Origin of the sequence: Actinocrispum wychmicini (genome assembly GCF_004345645.1) — a bacterium.
Lineage (GTDB): Bacteria > Actinomycetota > Actinomycetes > Mycobacteriales > Pseudonocardiaceae > Kibdelosporangium > Kibdelosporangium wychmicini.
In genome coordinates this window covers 1-17,792 of sequence record NZ_SLWS01000009.1, presented here as the reverse complement: position 1 = coordinate 17,792, position 17,792 = coordinate 1, and the positions used below count along the sequence as shown (strand labels likewise).

Annotated in this window: 13 protein-coding genes and 1 pseudogene; 8 read left to right on the top strand and 6 right to left on the bottom strand. The window is 65.8% G+C overall.

Going from position 1 to position 17,792, the window contains the following annotated elements; genetic code table 11:
• Positions 1-384: 384 nt before the first annotated feature.
• Positions 385-985: pseudogene (locus EV192_RS35705) on the top strand (IS5 family transposase); the annotation flags it as partial.
• Between the two features lie 16 nt (positions 986-1,001).
• On the opposite strand, the gene EV192_RS35700 reads toward EV192_RS35705, so the two are convergent.
• Together EV192_RS35700 and EV192_RS35695 are read right to left on the bottom strand one after the other, a co-directional pair.
• Positions 1,002-1,826 (bottom strand): MarR family transcriptional regulator, encoded by an 825-nt coding sequence (locus EV192_RS35700; protein ID WP_207926416.1) that lies wholly within the window; start codon positions 1,824-1,826, stop codon positions 1,002-1,004.
• 471 nt (positions 1,827-2,297) lie between these two features.
• A complete protein-coding gene (locus EV192_RS35695) occupies positions 2,298-3,200 on the bottom strand; it encodes a LysR family transcriptional regulator (protein WP_165960806.1) in 903 nt (300 codons plus the stop codon).
• 665 nt (positions 3,201-3,865) lie between these two features.
• Between EV192_RS35695 and EV192_RS35690 the strand changes: the two genes are divergently transcribed.
• The gene (locus tag EV192_RS35690) at positions 3,866-5,488 is read left to right on the top strand and encodes a hypothetical protein (protein ID WP_132123046.1); all 1,623 of its coding nucleotides are present in this window, start codon (positions 3,866-3,868) and stop codon (positions 5,486-5,488) included.
• Between the two features lie 76 nt (positions 5,489-5,564).
• Here the strand turns inward: EV192_RS35690 and EV192_RS35685 are convergent, their stop codons facing one another.
• Together EV192_RS35685 and EV192_RS54285 are read right to left on the bottom strand one after the other, a co-directional pair.
• Positions 5,565-7,457, bottom strand: a complete 1,893-nt coding sequence (locus EV192_RS35685) for a serine hydrolase domain-containing protein (RefSeq protein ID WP_132123045.1) — start codon at positions 7,455-7,457, stop codon at positions 5,565-5,567.
• A gap of 102 nt (positions 7,458-7,559) precedes the next feature.
• Complete coding sequence (locus EV192_RS54285) at positions 7,560-7,793, bottom strand: acyl carrier protein (protein WP_165960805.1); 234 nt, start codon at positions 7,791-7,793, stop codon at positions 7,560-7,562.
• Between the two features lie 117 nt (positions 7,794-7,910).
• Here EV192_RS54285 and EV192_RS54280 point away from each other — a divergent pair, with 117 nt between their 5' ends.
• Positions 7,911-8,075, top strand: coding sequence for a hypothetical protein (locus EV192_RS54280; protein WP_165960804.1), 165 nt, complete (start codon positions 7,911-7,913; stop codon positions 8,073-8,075).
• A 476-nt stretch (positions 8,076-8,551) separates the two neighbouring features.
• Positions 8,552-9,328, top strand: a complete 777-nt coding sequence (locus EV192_RS56290; RefSeq protein WP_132123043.1) for a response regulator transcription factor — start codon at positions 8,552-8,554, stop codon at positions 9,326-9,328.
• Between the two features lie 35 nt (positions 9,329-9,363).
• Here EV192_RS56290 and EV192_RS35670 read toward each other — a convergent pair whose 3' ends face one another.
• The gene (locus tag EV192_RS35670) at positions 9,364-9,894 is read right to left on the bottom strand and encodes a beta-ketoacyl synthase N-terminal-like domain-containing protein (protein WP_243727291.1); all 531 of its coding nucleotides are present in this window, start codon (positions 9,892-9,894) and stop codon (positions 9,364-9,366) included.
• A 122-nt stretch (positions 9,895-10,016) separates the two neighbouring features.
• Here EV192_RS35670 and EV192_RS35665 point away from each other — a divergent pair, with 122 nt between their 5' ends.
• Positions 10,017-10,211 carry a phosphopantetheine-binding protein gene (locus EV192_RS35665; RefSeq protein WP_132123041.1) on the top strand — a complete coding sequence of 65 codons (195 nt, stop codon included), beginning with the start codon at positions 10,017-10,019 and terminating at the stop codon, positions 10,209-10,211.
• Between the two features lie 484 nt (positions 10,212-10,695).
• Positions 10,696-11,772 (top strand): ParB/RepB/Spo0J family partition protein, encoded by a 1,077-nt coding sequence (locus EV192_RS35660; RefSeq protein WP_243727290.1) that lies wholly within the window; start codon positions 10,696-10,698, stop codon positions 11,770-11,772.
• 78 nt (positions 11,773-11,850) lie between these two features.
• On the opposite strand, the gene EV192_RS35655 is transcribed toward EV192_RS35660, so the two are convergent.
• Positions 11,851-13,137, bottom strand: coding sequence for a M20 family metallo-hydrolase (locus EV192_RS35655; RefSeq protein ID WP_165960803.1), 1,287 nt, complete (start codon positions 13,135-13,137; stop codon positions 11,851-11,853).
• Positions 13,138-13,381: 244 nt separating this feature from the next.
• Here EV192_RS35655 and EV192_RS35650 point away from each other — a divergent pair, with 244 nt between their 5' ends.
• On the top strand, positions 13,382-13,600 hold the full coding sequence (locus tag EV192_RS35650) for an MbtH family protein (protein WP_341770943.1): 219 nt from the start codon (positions 13,382-13,384) through the stop codon (positions 13,598-13,600).
• 20 nt (positions 13,601-13,620) lie between these two features.
• The gene (locus EV192_RS35645) at positions 13,621-17,595 is read left to right on the top strand and encodes a non-ribosomal peptide synthetase (protein ID WP_243727289.1); all 3,975 of its coding nucleotides are present in this window, start codon (positions 13,621-13,623) and stop codon (positions 17,593-17,595) included.
• Positions 17,596-17,792: the final 197 nt, after the last annotated feature.

Here is a 17,792-nt window from a genome sequence, read left to right as displayed (position 1 = left end):
GATGTAGTGCAGGTCGGTGGTGGCCAGATACATAGCGCTCGGAGATCATCTTCGGGGTGCCGTCCACGCGGGCCATCTCCCGCAGACACCAGTAGGTCTTCCCGCTGACCTTCTTCGGATACATGTCTGCGGCCAGATTCCCAGCCTGGCGGCGACTTCCTTGTTGTTCAAGCCTTCCGCGCAGGCCAGCACGATCTTCGATCGCAGCGCCAATGCCTGTGATGTCTTCGCGCGACGACTCCACCGCAGTAGCGTGTCGTGCTCCACATCGGCCAGAACGCGCCATCACTGGATTCCACACCAAGAGCGTGTCTCACGTGGTCATGATCGAGGTTCGGGCATGATCACTGGTTGTGGTTGATGAGCTGTCCCGAAACCGCGCCGGTGGATGACCGTGCCGTGTTTACGGCCATTGTGTTCGTGTTGACCAGCGGGTGCGCCTGGCGGTATCTGCCGCCGTCGTTCGGTGTCACGGTCCCACGGCACATCGCCGGTTCGCCGATTGGACCAGGGCCGGGCTCTGGCGGCGACTCCATCGGGCGGTGCTCGACGAACTCGGCAGCCAAGCCATGATCGACTGGTCGCGTGCGGTCGTGGACGGAGCGTCGGTCAGGGCCAAAAAAGGGGATCCATGACCGGACCGAACCCGGTCGATCGCGGCAAGGCCGGCTCGAAGATCCATGTGCTGTCCGACCGGAACGGTCTGCCACTGTCGGTGGCGGTGTCCGCCGCCAACACCAACGACTCCTACGCCCTCAAACCTTTGGTGATGGCGAACCCCGCGATCAAGTCCCGACGCGGCCCACGCCGCCGCAAACCAGCCAAGCTGCACGCCGACAAGGCCTACGACATCGCCGACCTACGAGACTGGGTGCGCGATCAGGGCATCACCATGCGGATCGCCCGCAAAGGCATCGAGTCGAGCGCGAAGCTCGGCAAACACCGTTGGGTGATCGAACGATCTGTCGCGTGGCTGTTCGGCTACCACTCAGGACACTAGCTCAGTCGTCGACGGCCTGTACGGCGGCGGCGATCGGCTCAAGCCCTGCGAGCAGTTCGTCGAGCTCGTTCGCACTGAGCACGTCGTACGGTGGCGTCGCCAGCTCGTCGGTGAGGGCCTCGATCCGCTCGTTGGTCGCCCGGCCGGCGTCGGTGAACCCGCCGGTGGCGTCGACAAGGCCGCGGCCGCGCAGCCTGTCGACGACAGCGGCCAGCTGTGCCTTGGGCAGGTGGTGGATCCGGCCGAACTGCTCCGCCTGCATGCCGAGGGACAGCGCGAGGAGGACGTGGGCCTCGGTGCCGCCGATGCCGTGGGCGACGAGGGCGGCGTTGTGGCCGTCCCCGCGGTGCTCCCGTAGCAGCGTCGCCGCGTGCCAGAGCCTGGCCACCGGCTCCTCGGGGACGTCGAGCGCCCGGAGCCCGGCGTACAGCGCTCGGCCCTCGGTCGGCGCGCTGACCGCTGCTCGGGTGGCGAGGTCGGCGATCCGCACCAAGCCGGGGGAGTCGGCGAGCTCGCCAATCCTCTGCCGCAGCGCGGTGGCGCTGCTCCGCTCGCGCACGGCGATCGCCTCCTGCGGGGTGATCTTCCCCCAGACCCACGGGATGTGGCGCGCCACCTCGCCGTCGGCGAAGTTGTAGAAGACCGCGTGCACCACTTCGGCCGGTGCCAGGCCCAGCGGCGCGGCACGGCCGGCGAAGTACCCGTCCCAGTAGTTGCGCATGCCGAGGGCCAGGAACGCCTCGTTCGGCACCTCGGAGAAGGTGATGGTGGCGATCGGCTCGACGAGCTCGAACATGTGGTGGACCTTGGCCTGTGGGTGCGACATCGGTCTGCATCTCCTGTGGTCGTGACCGCGCCCCTCGTGGGCGGCGTCTCATCCTGGCTACGAACAGCGGGGCCCGGATACGACAACTCCAGGCGATTTTTCTGGGCTCAATACCCGCGCACTCTGACACTCCATTCATGACTACGGAAACAGTTAATTATAAAGTGACAAAACTAAACCCCGAGCAGAGGACACATCGACAAGGCCGAGCGGGTGTGCGTCCGGGGCCCGGGGTGAACGGCGGCTGGTACTCGGCCTGTGGCTACGAGCATTACCGGAACTGGGCCAGGCTGATCGGCACCAGGCGCTTTGTAGTAGCCACCTGCCTGCAGTTCGCACCCTAGGCGGACTCGCTGCCGGGTAGAGACCTGTTCCCGGCGATCGCCCCCCGGTGCCCCTGCAGCCGCCTCCTTCTCGTTGCCAAGCGGTCCACAGTGGACATTCAGTTCCTGTTGGCGTCGCGGTGACAGCTCACCGGTGGGCGACGGTGGCGGCGAGGTGGCAGAACGCCTCGACGATGGGGCGGTGGTCGTTCTGACGGCGGGCGATCACGGCCTGGCTGGTGCCGGCTTCCGGGAGGTCCAGGAAGCGGAGTGGAGCGTTGGGCAGCGGGGACAGTTGCCGTGCGATCTCCGAGCACATCGCCACCACGGTCGGGGTGTGCACGAGGGTTTGGGCGATCTCCACGACGGTCCACGCCTCGCTGAGGTACAACGGGGGTGGTTCGCCGTTGCGGAAGTCGTTCAGCAGCCAATGGTCGTTGACTTCCGGTGCGGTCCTGGCCGGGTTGGCCGCCAGGATCGGCAGGGGCAGAACCTGGTCGAGGGTGGCTGTTGCGGCATCGGCGAGCGGGTGCTGAGTGTGCACGACCACCACGCGGCGTTCTTCGTACAGTGTGATCCACGCGTGCCGCAGTGGATGCAGGGGCAGCCGCGTGAACGCCACGTCCACCTCGCCGTCCAGCAGTGCCGTATACGCCTGGCCCACCGGTAGTTCCCCGCGGAAGTGGAGTCGCACGTCAGGGAAGGCGCGGGCGAAGGCGGACAGAATGGGCTGGGTCACCGAACCGGCGGCGCCGTAGATCATGCCCACTCGCAGTGGGCCGCTCGTCGAGCCGGCAATGTCACGGGCGGCGCGCAGGCCTTCGGCTACGGCTTCGAGCGCTCGGCGAGCGGGGTCGAGCAAGGCTTCCCCCGCAGGCGTGAGCCGCGCGCCACCAGGCTGGCGATCGAACAAGGCGCCGCCGACAGTGCGTTCCAGGACCTGGATCTGTTGGCTGAGCGTGGGCTGACTCACCTGGAGGCGGGCCGCGGCCCGGGTGAACCCGCCTTCCTCGACCACAGCGAGAAAGTACCGCAGACGACGCAGCTCCATCGGGGCCACCCTCGGTGTCCGACACATCACTTATGGTGACAACCGTAGTGGGTGAGCAGCGCCTATTGGCTCGGCCTATCGGCCGATTGTTGTTGCGACTTTGACGAGTCGGCCGGCACCGGTGGACGCTGGTCGTGGCTCGCGCCAGTACCGAAGCCGGCCAGCCGATCAGCGTAATGCGCTTCAGCACCGTTCAGATCTTGAAACTGCACGGAATCCCATCGGACAACCGTGACTCATGGCCACGGTGGGGCGGACTCGAAGCAGGGCGGGTCCGCCCCACCGCGCCGGGCGGGATCGATGTCAGCAGATGACACGACTTTGGCTGTCGACTCAAGAAAGGAACAGCGATGAGACGGCTGCCGCGAACACGCGGAAGAAAACGCCGGCTGGTGGGCGTGGCCATCATGGCGAGCATGCTGATGGCGGTAACACAGGCCGGAACGACGGAAAACGCGCCGCCGACCGCGGGCAATCTTCAAGCCTGGCAAACGAGGATCGCGAAAGCGGCGCATTCCTTGACCGGTGGCTGCTTTACGGCGAACTATCCTGCGACGGCGTGGCAGGAGACCGAATGCGTTGCCCCGCCGTCACCTCCGATGGCCCCGAAACCTCCGGACCCGGCTCCGCTGAACATCGGCTCGGGCCAAGGTGTCGTTGCGGAAATGCCCAGAGCGCAGCCCATCACGCAGGCGACCGGGTCGTTCGACACCAACGACACCACAGGCACGGTCAGCGTGAAGTCGCCCGTTCCCGGCAAGGGTGTGGTGGCCAACGCGTACACACTCCAGCTCAACACCGACTTCTTCGCGACTCCGCTGTGTCCGGTCGGATCGGACAACTGCGGCTGGCAGCAGTTTGTTTTCGCCAACGACGGCACCAGTGGAAAAGTCTATGTCGAATACTGGCTGCGGGCATACAGCGCTGATCCCCAAGCGAAGTGTCCAGACTCCCGGTACCCGGATCTACACTGGGACGGGACCACGATCAACGGTCTTCTCTACTGCGTCATGAAGGGTAAGGCAAAGGCTGTCCCGAACATGCCTTTCACGAGACCGGCCATGTCGAACTACAAGCTGATTGGCGACATCGAGAGCAACATCGCCATCTTCATGAACGGGACGCAAAGTTACGCGGCGTCGACCCCCGACGTCCTCGGTGCCACGCCAGTGTGGACCCAGGCCGAGTTCAACGTATTCGGCTATGGCGAGGGGTCAACAGCCGAATTCAACCTGGGCGCGGATTTTCGTGTCCGCACGGACATCGTCAACGGCGGCACGGCCGAACCCAAGTGCACGGAGACGGGCTTCAGCGCCGAGAGCAACAACCTCAACTTCGTGATCCCGAAACCGCCCAGGATCCAGCCGGGGCCGGCCATCCTGTTCCACCAGAAGATGATCAACCTTGACAATCCCGGTGACCGCAACCAGCTGACGGACGGCTGCAACGCGGCCGCGACCATCGGTGACACCCACCAGGTCACCTTCGCCGGTCTGCTCTACGATTTCCAGGCCACGGGTGACTTCGTCGACGCACAGGTCGGCAGCGCGTTCGAAGTGCAAACCCGCAAGGTGTCCGGGGCGCCGAGCTGGCCGAAGGCGTCCGTCAACCAGTCGGTCGCCACGAGAATGGGCACCACCCAGGTGGCGGTCTGCGAAGGGACACGCCTGGTGGTGGACGGACGCACCACCGCCCTTGCTCCCGGCGGGTCGCTGTCGCTACCGAGTGGGGTGAACATCCAGCGCGTCGGCGACAGCTACTTCGTCAAGGACAAGTCCGGCAACACCTTCCGGGCCGCCCCGAACCTGACCGCGAATCCGCGCCACATCAACCTGGACATCGGCCTCGCGACCTGGCCGACGACGGTACGCGGTCTGCTGGGGAACCCCGACAACGACCCCAATGTCCTCGAAGCCAAGGACGGCCGCACATTCCTCGTCCCGCCGTCGTTCAACGACCTCTACAACAAGTTCGCCCCAAGCTGGCGGGTCGCTCCCATCGCGTCTATGCTCCAACCCTGCAACCCGGTGGCGTCCGGCATTCCTGCGGCGCCGTTCTTCATCGACAGTCTCGACTACCCGACGTGGCAGCGGGCGAGCCAGACCTGCCTGAGCGCCTCGGTCGCGCCGGAGTGGCTGTACTCCTGTGCCCTGGATGTCGCGGTGCTCGGCCCGACCGCCGCAGCCGCCTTCGTCGGCCGACAGCGTCCGGCCGTTGACGGCAACCCGATGGTCCGGCCACCCTGCCCGTCGTCCGGCTGCGGCGGGTCTGGCCGCCAACCTCGGTAGGCCCCACACGGTATGGCCCCGAGTGTCCCTTGGGGCCATACCAAGTCAGCGGCCAGCAGCGCGCGGTGCCAGGTGATTACGCGATATAGGGTTGGCCGACGAGGTTGTAGTACGAGGCCACGGCCAGGAACGCGACCACGGCGAGAGTCACGACCGTGTAGATGATCCGTCCCGAGGGCCGCCACCACCGATGCCGCCACGCAAGTCCGGCGCACACCACGGATCCCCCCGCGAGCACCAGTCCGGCGTCCAGCAGCAACAGACTCGCGGTGAGCACGGGTGATCCGCCCGAGGTCAGCGCCACCCCGAACCCGCTGAGATCCGACAGCAGCACGGCGAATCCGGCCGTGAACAGCAGTACTGCGGACCCCGCGGCCCATGCCAGAACTATCGCCACCCTCGCACCACGCGGGTGGCGCGCCTTGTGGCGCCGCACGAATGCGGCAATCGGCCAGCCGAACGCCGCGGCCAGGAGCAAGAGCAACGCGATCGCGGCCACCCAGCCGTGGACTGTCGATGTCGCGTACCAGGACAGTTGCTCGAGGGTCACGTCGGCGTCGTCTCCGGTGAACAGCAGGTGCTTGCCGTCTCCGATGTCGCGGAACGCGATCTGTGTTTCCCCGCCCTGTTCGGTGAAAAGCCCTGGCGCGGTTTTAATCCAGTGCCGGGTGGTGCTGCCCAGACCGTTGGTGGTCAGCGATCCGTCCGGTTCCGCGGTGACGTCGACCGCGGTGGCGAGGGCACGGACCTTGGTGAAGCTGTCGAAGTCGAGCCGCGTCTCGCCGTACGTGCCGGCGAACGTGGCGCCGTCACCGATCGACGTGTGGGCCGGCGCGGGTGTCGCCGGGTGGAAGCGGTCCATGAACTTCTGGAGCAGCTCGGTGCCCAACTCGGCGGCGTCCCCGGACATCGAGCCGCCGTTGAACGCCACGAAGATCCCAACACCCTGCTCTGGCAGCAGCTCGATGTCCGCGAAATATCCCTGTGAGTCACCGCCCTTGGTCACCAGCCGCTGACCGTTGACGTACCGCTCCGAGAACCCCAAGCCCATCCCAGGCAGTCGCGGATCGTTGCGGAACGCGGCGCCGTGCATACGTTCCAACGTGTCCTGGCGGAGAATGCCTGGGCTCAGCTGGCCAAGCAGGTAGCGACCCATGTCCGTGGGAGTCGCGATGTTTCCGTCACCCGCCGGTGGTTCCGGGCCATAGTCCGCCGGTGGCACCACCTGTTTGTCGCCATCCCAGCGATAGCCGGTCGCCAGGGTGGCGTCGATCTGCGTGGGAGTTGGCTCGGCGACTGTGCTGTGCGTCATCCCCAACGGCGCGAACACATGCTGACGAACATAGTCCGCATAGGACACTCCGGAGGCGATCTCCACCAGGCGACCCACGAGGGCGAAGCCGTAGTTGGAGTAGACGGTGTACTCACCCGGCGGGTGCACGCGGGTCGGAATGTCCTCAGCCAGATGATCGGCGAGACTGGGCAGCTTCTCGGCCTTGGGGGTGAACGTGCCGTACACCTTGTCCTCGAACCCGGCAGTGTGGGTGAGCAGATTGTACAGCGTGATGGGCTTGTCGGGAAACGTGTCCGGGATCTTGAACGTGGTGAGATAGGTGTTGACGTCGGCGTTCAGGTCGAGCTTGCCCTGCTCGACGAGTTGCATGGCGGCCGTCGCGGCAACCGACTTACCCACCGAGTTGATCAGAAACCCGGTCCGTTCCGGATCAACCTTCGCCTGTGTGTCCGTGTTGGACACTCCGTAGCCGGACGCGAACACCTGCTTACCACCCGCGACCACAACCACAGCCGCGCCCGGAATATGGAAGTCAGCCAACCTGGCGGGCAACTCGGTGTCGAACACACGCGCCGCCTCCTGCGCGGCAGCCTGGCTCGAAACCGCGGCGGTCGACATCACGGGCTGGGCCACTCCCAGGGACAACACGGCGGAGATCAAGGCTGGAACGATCATGGGGAAACCGTAGAAAACCGCACATCCTGCGGCGATGGTGTTGGATCGCCTGTTCACCAGGGACCTAGGTCCACCTAACCGCCGGACTCCCCGATCGCGACTTCACCGCGACGACCACGGCAGTCGTAACCCGCGGGTCTCGAGGGAGGGGGAGGCGGCCTCGCGGACGGTCGGGAGGCGGTACAGGTCGATCAGGTCCAGTTCGAGGCCGAGACCGCGAAGCTCGGCCAGCACCTGCACGAGCGTCTTCGACGTGAAGCCGGCCTCGAAGAGGCTGGTGTCCAGGTCGATCGGCCGGAACCCGGCGAAGACCGCACGGACCTGCTCCGGGGTCACTGAGTGGCCTCGCGGAGCGCGTCGGCGATCTCCCGCTGTGCGTGCGCGAGCAGCCAGTGGCCGCCGGGCAGCGTGCGGATCCGGCACGGTTGAGGCGCCCCTCGGACCGAACCGAGGGTGGCGGCCGACGGCCTGGAGCACTGGAATGCCGCCTGGGGTATGTTCCTGGTCCCGGACGGGTATTCCGGCGTCTACGTGCGGCTGCTGCCGGCGGACACGGCGAGTGTCATAGGCGTGAACGCCGACATCCGCACCCGGGTGGCCGGTGTGTTCACGGTATGACCGGCGACCGATCGCGGTGAGTCCCTGATTTTCTCTTTCGCGTTCGTCTTTGGCTATTCCGGGGAACTGGATAAACGATTCACCGGGCGCCGGTCGTCATAGTCAGGGTAATGTCAGAACGGTGTGATATAAGCTGGCGTCAAGTCGGCTCCTGTGTCGGGTCCGTCGCGGGCGGTCACGATCGATCGGGGGTTGACGCAGGCAAGGGTTGGTCCACTTGGGGTGTCCGGTCGCGTCGGCTACCTCTGATGGCGGCATACCCAAGGTCACCCGATGCCGACATGTCCCGTGAAAGAGTTACGGCCGGGGTGTCAAGAACGGGCGGAACTATCGGCGAGCTACTGGCAGAATGAAAAAGGTGGCCGCTGTCTATTCGCGTTCTTCTGTGCGCTGCGACTGGGGTATGCGCGACAGGTTGGCCATCGTGCAACGGGTTCTCGGCGAACTCACGGGGCGAGCGTGAAAGGGGTCTGGGCGTGATCAGGGTTGACGTGTTGGATCAGTGCCCGGTTTTTCTGATGGGAGTGCAGCGGGTGTTCCTGGACGCCGGCTTCAAGGTGGTCGGTACCCGAACGTCGTCGGTGGAGCAGGCGTCCTGGCTGGCCGACGTGTTCATGATCGACCCGCTGGCGGTGGTGGACGAGGACCCGGTCGCGTTCGTCTCCGCGGCGTCGAAGCTGTCTCCCGTCCTGGTGCTCACCAGTGGTCGGTACCCGAATGTGAAGGCGTACGGGGAGGCAGGGGCGCTCGGCCTGGTCGACCGGAACAGTGAGACCCACGTGTTCATCACGGCGGTGCGGTCGGTCATGTCCGGCAACCGGTTCACCGGCGACACCCCCGAACCACCCTTGCCGGACAGAACGTCCGCGCCCGCGCAGACCGAGTTGTCCCCCCGGGAGGAACAGGTCCTGGCGCAGATCGCGCACGGCCTGACCCACAGCCAGATCGCCCGCAAGCTGGGCATCAGCCGGCACACCGTGGACACGTACGTGAAACGGATCCGGGCCAAGATCGACGCCGGCAACAAGGCGGAACTGACCAGGGCGGCCATCCTCGGCCAGTTCTCCGGAAGCGGTTCTTGGCCGGGGCGGCCGGTGCCGCGGCGGGCCCCAGTCGGCGAACGTGGCCGTGGCGACGGGCACGGCGAACAGAGCGAACGTGGCCGGCAGCCGGGGGCGCCGCGGGCATCGTACGGGCCGCTACCTTGCCCGACACCGTACCTGCCGATGACTGTTTCCGGACTGTTCTGGTGATCAGGTGATGAGGTGGAGGCTGATGAGGATCTGCTTCAGGTCCCGCTCCGAGTGGCTTCAGGCACCGGCCTTCCGTCCACTGTAGACGTCGGGTACGCCACCAGGTGGCCGACGACCATGTCGAGATACGTGTATCCCAAGTGGAACGGGAACTCCACGTCCACGCCGCCGGCGATCGCCATGTCGCAGTCTCCGGCTCGGATCGCCGTGCACGCCACATGCACCGCGACCAGGGACGTGGAGCAGGCGGTGAGCACGGTCATGCTCGGCCCACGCAGGCCGAGTTTGTATGAGACGAAGGTGGAGAGGTAGCCGGGCGCGCTGGCGATGTCCACGGTGAGATAACCGACAGAATCGACTATGTCCCAGCGTCTCTCGATGAAGTCGTAACGGTACCGATTGACGTTGGGCCCGGCGTGGACACCGACGGGCGATGCCGATGATCGCGATGGGATCCGGACCGCCCATTCGACGGACTCCTCGTGGGTGGGTTTGCTGGCAGGACTCGTTCGGCCGCACGACAAGGCAAAGGGGCACGGGGCGTCACGCCGCGCGAGCAGGATCATGCTGACTGCGCGGCGGCTGGCCGGACACGTCCCGCAAACCGGTGACATCCCAGGTCAAACGCCAGATGTTTCACTTGCCGGGCACACCAGGAGGAGATGAATGGCGGCTTTGCGGGGGTCTCATGAATCAGCCGCCGGCTGAGGACACGCCTCGCACGGCAACGCTGATCTGCGGGATCTTCGCCGATGTGCTGGGTGTCGCCGACATCGGCGCCGACGAGAACTTCTCCGCCCTGGGTGGCTGTTCGGTCCTGGCGATCCAGGTGAGTCGGGGACCGACGGCCCTGCGGTCGGGTCTGCGAATCGGGGGCCGTTGACTAGGAAAGGGGGTTCGATGACGACCTGGGGGTTGCGCAGACCCGGATGCGCGGGCGTGGTGCTGGCGGTGCCACCCGGACTGGTGGCGGCGCCGGTCGCGCAGGCTGATCTGGCGGACGGAGAAACCAGGACGGTGCGGCCTCCGCGCTGGTGGTGGCGCGGCGGTCGGGCGCCAGGGTGGAGATCACGGCGAAGCGGACCGAGGACGGTTCGGCTGGCGATACCGTCACGAGGCCACCACCTTCGGTTGCTGGCCGTACGTCAACAAAGTTCGCTCGCTCCAACGCTGGCTGGGGTCGGTTCACGATCAAACTGCGACCCATAGAACAGGTTGCCGTGAATAGTTGGCAAGTCTTCAGTCCAGGCCGAAAGGTTTGTGCCTGTAGCATGCATTTGGCATGCTGTCGCTATAGGTGGCCAGCATAAGAGGTTCGGCCTGGTGCGGTCCCGCGTCGCGGGATAGGGGCCTGCTGGTATCTGCTCGTGCTGGTTCGTGAAGTCGCGTTCGGCGCAGGATGGGGGACGTGGATCATGGTCGCGCCTGATTTCGACATGATGCCGTTGGCGCGAATGTCCATCGATTCGCTGCTGCCGGCGGATTCGCCGCGTCTTGCGGGGTTGGATCATGCGCACGTTCGTGTGCTTGCGGAGTCACCGGATGAATTGCCGCCGATAATCGTTCATCGTTCGACGGGGCGGGTCATTGATGGAATGCATCGGCTACAGGCTGCTGTGCTTCATGGTGAGACTGAGGTCGCCGTGCGGCTGTACGACGGTGACGAGCGGGAAGCGTTTGTTCTGGCTGTTCAGACCAATATTGTTCATGGGCTGCCGTTGTCGCTTGCCGATCGTAATGCGGCGGCTGCGCGTATCGTCACGCTGTATCCTGAGTGGTCTGATCGGGCGATTGCGTCATGCGTGGGTTTGGCGCCCAAGACGGTGGGTGCTGTCCGTCGTCGCTCTGGCGAACTGGGGTCGGATCCTGGTGTGCGACGTGGGCTGGACGGCCGGAAACGGCCGGTGAGCAGTCTGGAAGGCAGGCTAACGGCCAGCCGCCTGTTGCGGGAACGGCCGAACGCGTCGCTTCGGGAGATCGCGGAAGCCGCCGGGATCGCGCCGTCTACGGCGATGGACGTGCGTAATCGGCTGGCGTCTGGTCAGCATCCGGTGCCGAATCGACCCCGCGGTGCAGTGAACGACTCATCGTTGGCGCGTCCCAGGAACCAAGGCCACGAGCGGCCGAAACCGTCCGCGAAAACGTTGGAGGCGGCTTTGCGGGTGGTGCGGACGGACCCGTCGTTGCGGTTTAACGCTGCGGGGCGGCTGCTGCTGCGATGGTTGGGTGCGTATCCGCCCGGGCCGGTGGAGTGGAACCAGGTGGTCGGCAGTGTTCCCAGTCATTGTGTCGATCTTGTCGTGGACCTCGCGCGACGTAATGCGGACCTGCTGCACGAGTTTGCCAAGGAACTCGAAGAGCGTCAATGCGACCATAACGTACATATCGAACAATCACGCCGAGAGGTCAATCAATCCACGGAGTTCCAGAAGCGGGTCAGGTGACGTTCGAGTGTGTAAAGGTAACAGTCAAACACGTGGCCCGTTTCCGCCCGGTAGATCGTGCCGGATTCCGGACAAGGGTCAGCGGGTTTCGTGGAGTTCGGCGATGTGTATCGCGGTTCGCAGCAGAACTTGAGCGCCAGCCATAAGGTGGTCGGCGTCGGTCTCCTCTTCCGGGCAATGACTGACGCCGGCCCGACTGGGAACGAAGATCATCGCGATCGGTGCGACACCGGCGACCATCTGGGCATCGTGGCCGGCCCCGCTTGGCAAGGTGATGTGGTCGAAGCCGAGCTCTGCTGCGCTCTGCCTGATGGACGTACGCAGCTCGGCCGAGGTGGAGACCGGTGCGGAGCGGACCCGGGACACGACGGTGATCTCGGTGCCGGTCTGCTCGGCCAGCGATGCCATTGTGTCGCGGATGGCGGTTTCCGCTTCGCTCAGGCGCTTCGAATCGGTGTCCCGCAAGTCCGCGGTGAGCCGGACGACGCCGGCGATGGTGTTGGGCGAGTTCGGGTGGACGTCTATTCGCCCTACCGTGCTGACCCGGCAGACCTGCCGATCGCGCGAGAGGGACTCCACGGCAAGGACCACCCGACAGGCGGCGGTGACGGCATCGTGACGCGCGTCCATCGGAGTCGTTCCGGCGTGGGCAGCAGTGCCATGGATCTCCACGGTCAGTATGCAGCGGCCGGTGATGGCGTCCACGACCCCGATCTGGTGTCCGCCGTGCTCCAGGACGGGGCCTTGTTCGATGTGCAGTTCCAGGTAGGCGGCCACCGAGCCGGCCGGCCAGACCGCGCCGTCCAGGGTGGCGAGATCACCGCCGACCTGCTTCAGCGGCTCGCGCAACGAGTGGCCGTGGTGGTCCTGAGGTTCGGCGGGCAGGTCCGCGAGCCGGCCGGAAACCACCATGGAACCGAAGAACGGCTGAGGAAACAGCGCACCCTCTTCGTTGGCGAATGCGACAGCCATCAGTTCACAGGATCCGTGGAAATCGGATTCGGCGCATACCTGGAGTACCTCCAGTGCGGCCAGCACTCCGTAAGCGCCGTCCAGCCGCCCACCGTTCACGACGGTGTCGATGTGGGAACCCATCACGAGTGTTGGTCGCTGGCCTTGTCCGTCGGCCATGCCGATGAGGATGTTGCCCGCGGCGTCGACGCGCGAAACGAGCCCAGCCACGCGAGCCTCGTTGATCAGGTAGTCACGGCCCTCGCGGTCGGTCGCGCTGAACCCCGTTCGGGTAATGCCGCCCGTCGCTGAGTTACGCCCGATGAGCCCGAGTTCTCGGATGCGCCGAAGGAGCCGATCGGAGTTGATCTCCAGTGGCCACGGCAGAACTCGACGAGCGACGGAGCGGCTCATGGATCCTCCCAATCTCGCGATGTGCCCGACTTCGAGGAGTAACCGGAATTCGTGAACGCCCCGGAGGCGTAACATAGTTCGCTTGGCGCCACAGCGAAGCGGCTCCATTCGGCCGTCAGCGTAGCGCGCCTCAAGCGAAATTGAAGTTGCTGTACGGCGAACGGGCGGCGGGTTGACATCCGCATTCCAGCCGGTCCACTCTGAGGCGGGTGTTCAGTAGCCGAGGCGTGTGGCGGGAGAAGTCGTGGCTGACGACAATGAATCGGACGTGATGTACGACGTCGTGAAGAACGACGAGGACCAGTACTCGATCTGGCTCGTCGGGCCCGATATTCCGGAGGGATGGTCCGCGACGGGCTTCCGCGGCGTGCGGGCGGACTGCCTGGCCCATATCGACCAGGTCTGGACAGATATGCGGCCCAGGTCCCTGCGGGAACAGATGCAGGGCCCGCAAGCTCGGTAGACCGGCCGCCGTCGGGTCGGGTGTCCGCATGGTGGCGAGTCGCGAAAATTGGGGGCAATGTGGTTCACGTCCAGGAAAATGCCCTCGGTCGGGCCGCCGACGGGCGCACGGACGACTCCCCGACGCCGCTCAGTCATGCGCAAGAACGTGCGCATTGTCTCCGGAGGATCTTTCCCGAGCGTGGCCCTGGGCTTTTCGTCCGAGTTCTCCGGGTCACGGGCGAGCTGCACTGGCCGGCGCTGCGTGGGGCGTTGTCGAGTGTCGCCGAACGGCATCAGGCGTTACGTTCGAGGTACACTGGAACCGCTGAGACTCCGGCGCAGGTGTTTGACGGGAAACCGACGCCGGGTTTCGTCGACCTTTCCGACCAAGATTCGGATGCCGCTCTGGAAACGGCTCTTTCGATTGTCAGGTCGCAGGCGGGGACGCCACTGGACGATGAATCGGACCGCGGTCCGTGGCGCGCTGTTCTCATCAAGGTGAGATCTGACGTCCATATTTTCGCCCTCGTGTTCGACGAGGCAATAATGGACAGGTTCTCCTGGGACATCTTCTGGCGGGATCTGTCGGACTCGTACGCTGGTCGACCACTTTCCCCAATCATTTCTGATTTCAGGGAACACGTTCTCCGGGAGAGGTCGACCCAGTTCTGGGACGTTGGTAACGAACCAGTTCTGCGCCAGCCCACGGAATTGCCGTACGACCGCTCAGCGCCCGCGGTCCGGTCCGGCGTGAAGGGTGTTCGACGCTTCGATATTGATGACAAACTGACGCACCAGGTGCGGGAGTCGGCATCTTTGCTCAGGGTAGGGACCGAAATGGTCGGTCTTGCCGTGGTCGCGGTTCTGCTCGGGCGCTACTGTCGGACCGACAGCGTCGTTGTCGGCGTAACACCAAGCGATGCTGGACGGGACCACGCGCAGCCGCTTGGTGCTGTCCATGAACCGCTGCCCATCGCCCTGGACCTGAGCGGGTCGCCGACCTTCGAGCAGTTGGTCGTGCGCTGCGCCCGTGCCGTTCGGATGCCGGGGTGGAAGACACGACCGCCACTCGGGGCACTCATCGAGAGAGTAAGTCCGCCGCGGGACCTGACCCGGCCGACGCTCGTGCAGGTCTCCTACCAAGCCCACGAGCCCGCCCAGATGGGCTTTCCAGGCTGCGTGGTGGAGCAGGTGGAGTTGCCGGCCGGTGTGCTCCGGACGGATCTCGCCTTCGTGGTCGCGGATCGGGGCGGCAGATGGTCCTGGACGGTGGAGTACGACACGGAACTCTACGAGGACGAGACAGCCGACCGGCTCGTCCGTGAATTCCAGTGTTTGCTGGCGGACTGCGTGGGAAACCAGGGGATGCCGGTGATGTCGCTTGGTCGCGCGCCACAGCCGCCTGCGCCCAATCCAGTGCCCTCATCGCAGGCCATCACGGCCGCGTGGCGAGACACAGCCGTCCGTCAGCCCGATGCCTGTGCGGTTTCGCTGGGGGACGAGCGGCTGGACTACCGATTGCTGCACCAATGGTCCGACGAAGTCGCCCGCTGGCTAGGGGATCGTGGCGTGGGTCCGGAAGTGCCCGTGGGTGTCGTCGGCAAACGACGGACTGCCACGGTCGCCATGGTCCTGGGCATCCTGAAGTGCGGCGGTGTTTTCGTACCGTTGCCGGTGGACCTTCGCGACGCGTTCGCGGGCCTGCCCAGGCTCGACATCGTGCTGGACCCCGCGGACCCACCGGTGAGCCGCCCGACGGACGACACCGATCGGGACCCACCTTCGGTCGACATTGCTCCCGACAACCTGTTCGCCTACTACCGGACATCCGGCTCCACCGGCCGGCCCAAGGTCATCGCCACCACCCACCGCGGCATCCAGCACTACCGGGCCTACCTCCGGGACGTGATCGGGCTGTCCGCGGCGGACGTCGTGCTGCAGATCGCGCCACTGACCTTCGACGCCTCCATCCGCGACCTGCTGTGCCCGCTGGCAACAGGGGCACAGGTCAGGCTGCTGTCCGACGAGAACGCACGTGACCCGTTCGAGGTCTCGGCCGCGGTTCAGGACACTGGGGTGACGGCGATTCTGGCGATCGTCCCGTCGATGCTCGCGCAGGTGGTCGATACGGCTGAAGGGACCGCTCCGCGCCTGCGACTGATCCTGGTGAGTGGCGAGAAGCTGGACGCGGACCTCGCACTGCGGGTGCGCGGGTGGGCGCCCAACGCACGGATCGTGAACCAGTGCGGGGCCACCGAGTGCACCATGACATCCACGTACCACGAGGTCAGCGACGCCGACATAGCTCGCGGCGTGATCCCCATCGGACGAACCATCGCCACCGCACAGGGGTACGTGCTCGACGTCCACGGCATGCCCGTACCACCTGGTGCGCCGGGCGAACTGCACCTCGCTGGCCCTGGCTTGAACCGTGGCTACACGAGCCCGGCGCTGACGGCCTCGTCGTACGTCCCCAATCCGTTTGGTCCGCCAGGGTCCCGGATGTTCCGCACTGGCGACCTCGTCCGCGTGTCGACCTCTGGGGCGCTGCTGCACCAGGGCCGCACGGACCACCAGGTGAAGGTGCGCGGCATGCGGGTGGATCTTGAGGCGTGTGAAGCGGCCTTGCGGCGTTGCCCGGGTGTCCAGGCAGCGGCGGCGACGCTGCGTAACGGCGACCTGGTCGGTTACGTCGTGGGAAGCGCGGACGGGTCGGAGCTTCGCCGGCAATTGGCTGAACGTCTGCCTTCAGCGATGGTTCCGAACCGCTACGTACGACTGGCCGAGCTGCCTTTCACCGCTACCGGGAAGGTCGACCGTCGCGCACTTCCGGACCCGCGGGCGATGCGCGAGCGAGGGCCATCGGTCGGACCGAGGGACGCGGCCGAACTGCGCATGCGGGCCTGCTGGGAGGACGTGCTGGAACGTGAACGGATAGGGGTCCACGACGACTTCTTCGCGTTGGGAGGTACCTCGCTCGCCGTCGCCCGGCTGGTCCGGAACGTCAATCGGCTACCTGGGGTGGAGTTGAGCATGGCTCAGGTGTTCACGAGCCCGACGATCGAGGACCTGTGCGCGGCCGAACCACGGATGGCGTGCGCTGCCGCCGGCCACCTGTTGCGGCTGCGCAAAGGCCATCCCGGCGCGAGCCCGATCGTGGTTCTGCCGGACCTGACCGGAAGCGCCGCCAGGTACCAGCGGCTGGCCGACGAGTTCAGCGGCGAATCCACGATCCTGGCGATGGAAGCGGTGGGTCGTACGCCGGAAGAGCAGCCGCTGAGGACGATCGCTGACATGGCCGCGGCCTGTGTGTCCGAGCTAGGCCGTGTTTCAGATGTCCCGATCGCGATAGCCGGGCCGGATGCGGTCCCTGACGCCACCGGCGGAACGCCCAAAGACAACCAGTATTCGCGGCGTCCCGCCGGCGACGCCAGGAACCGCCCCGATCCCGGCTCTCATCGACCGGGACATCTGAAACACGACCTAGGCCAGCAGCCGGTGACCTTGTGTGGTTGGGGAGTGGGAGCACGGGTGGCGGTTGCCTTGGCCGTCTTGCTCGAACGGCTCGGCACCCCGCCCCGGCTCGTGGTCGCGGTCCATCCCGAGGCGGAACAGAGCGCGGACCTGAGCCCTGCCGGGCGCTACGCCACGGCCTGCGGACTGCCGGTAGTGGGCTCTCTCGACGACGATGCCGCCGTCGCCGCAACGCTCCGAAACCATAAGCGGCAAGGGCAACTCCCAGCATGCGCGACCCACGAGACAATGCGTCGGTTGATCGCTGTGTTCGTCGCGGCGGAGATGGCCCAGGAGGACGCGACCTCGGACAGCTTGCTGGCCACCGATCTGATCCATGTCCACAGTGGTGGTTCGCCGGACCCGGGCCGGTGTGCCTGGGTGCGTACTACCGGGCGGACCCGGCATGTCGGTACGTCCAGTCGGCTCGCAGCCGTACCCGGTCACGACGATCTCAGGGTGGTCGGTGGGTACCTCGGTCGAGAGTTGGGCCACGGGTAGTGCCTCATGGGAGCGAACGAGATGAGCGACTTGGCGGACGCGAACACTAAGGGGGACCTGGACATGCGCGACTCGGCTGGGGCAGCGGAACTGTCCACTGTAGAGCGGGATGTGGTGTTGGGTTTTGGTGGTGGTGTGGTGGGGGATGGGTTGGGGTTGGGTGTGGTGCATGGTTTGTTTGAGGGTTGGGTGGATTG

What these genes read in the sequence shown, in the direction of transcription:
- EV192_RS35670 (WP_243727291.1), bottom strand. Translation starts at nt 9,894, where the DNA reads ATGATCCTGCTCGCGCGGCGTGACGCCCCGTGCCCCTTTGCCTTGTCG.
- EV192_RS35690 (WP_132123046.1), top strand. Translation starts at nt 3,866, where the DNA reads ATGCCCAGAGCGCAGCCCATCACGCAGGCGACCGGGTCGTTCGACACC.
- EV192_RS35655 (WP_165960803.1), bottom strand. Translation starts at nt 13,137, where the DNA reads ATGAGCCGCTCCGTCGCTCGTCGAGTTCTGCCGTGGCCACTGGAGATC.
- EV192_RS35700 (WP_207926416.1), bottom strand. Translation starts at nt 1,826, where the DNA reads ATGTCGCACCCACAGGCCAAGGTCCACCACATGTTCGAGCTCGTCGAG.
- EV192_RS35665 (WP_132123041.1), top strand. Translation starts at nt 10,017, where the DNA reads ATGAATCAGCCGCCGGCTGAGGACACGCCTCGCACGGCAACGCTGATC.
- EV192_RS35695 (WP_165960806.1), bottom strand. Translation starts at nt 3,200, where the DNA reads ATGGAGCTGCGTCGTCTGCGGTACTTTCTCGCTGTGGTCGAGGAAGGC.
- EV192_RS35685 (WP_132123045.1), bottom strand. Translation starts at nt 7,457, where the DNA reads ATGATCGTTCCAGCCTTGATCTCCGCCGTGTTGTCCCTGGGAGTGGCC.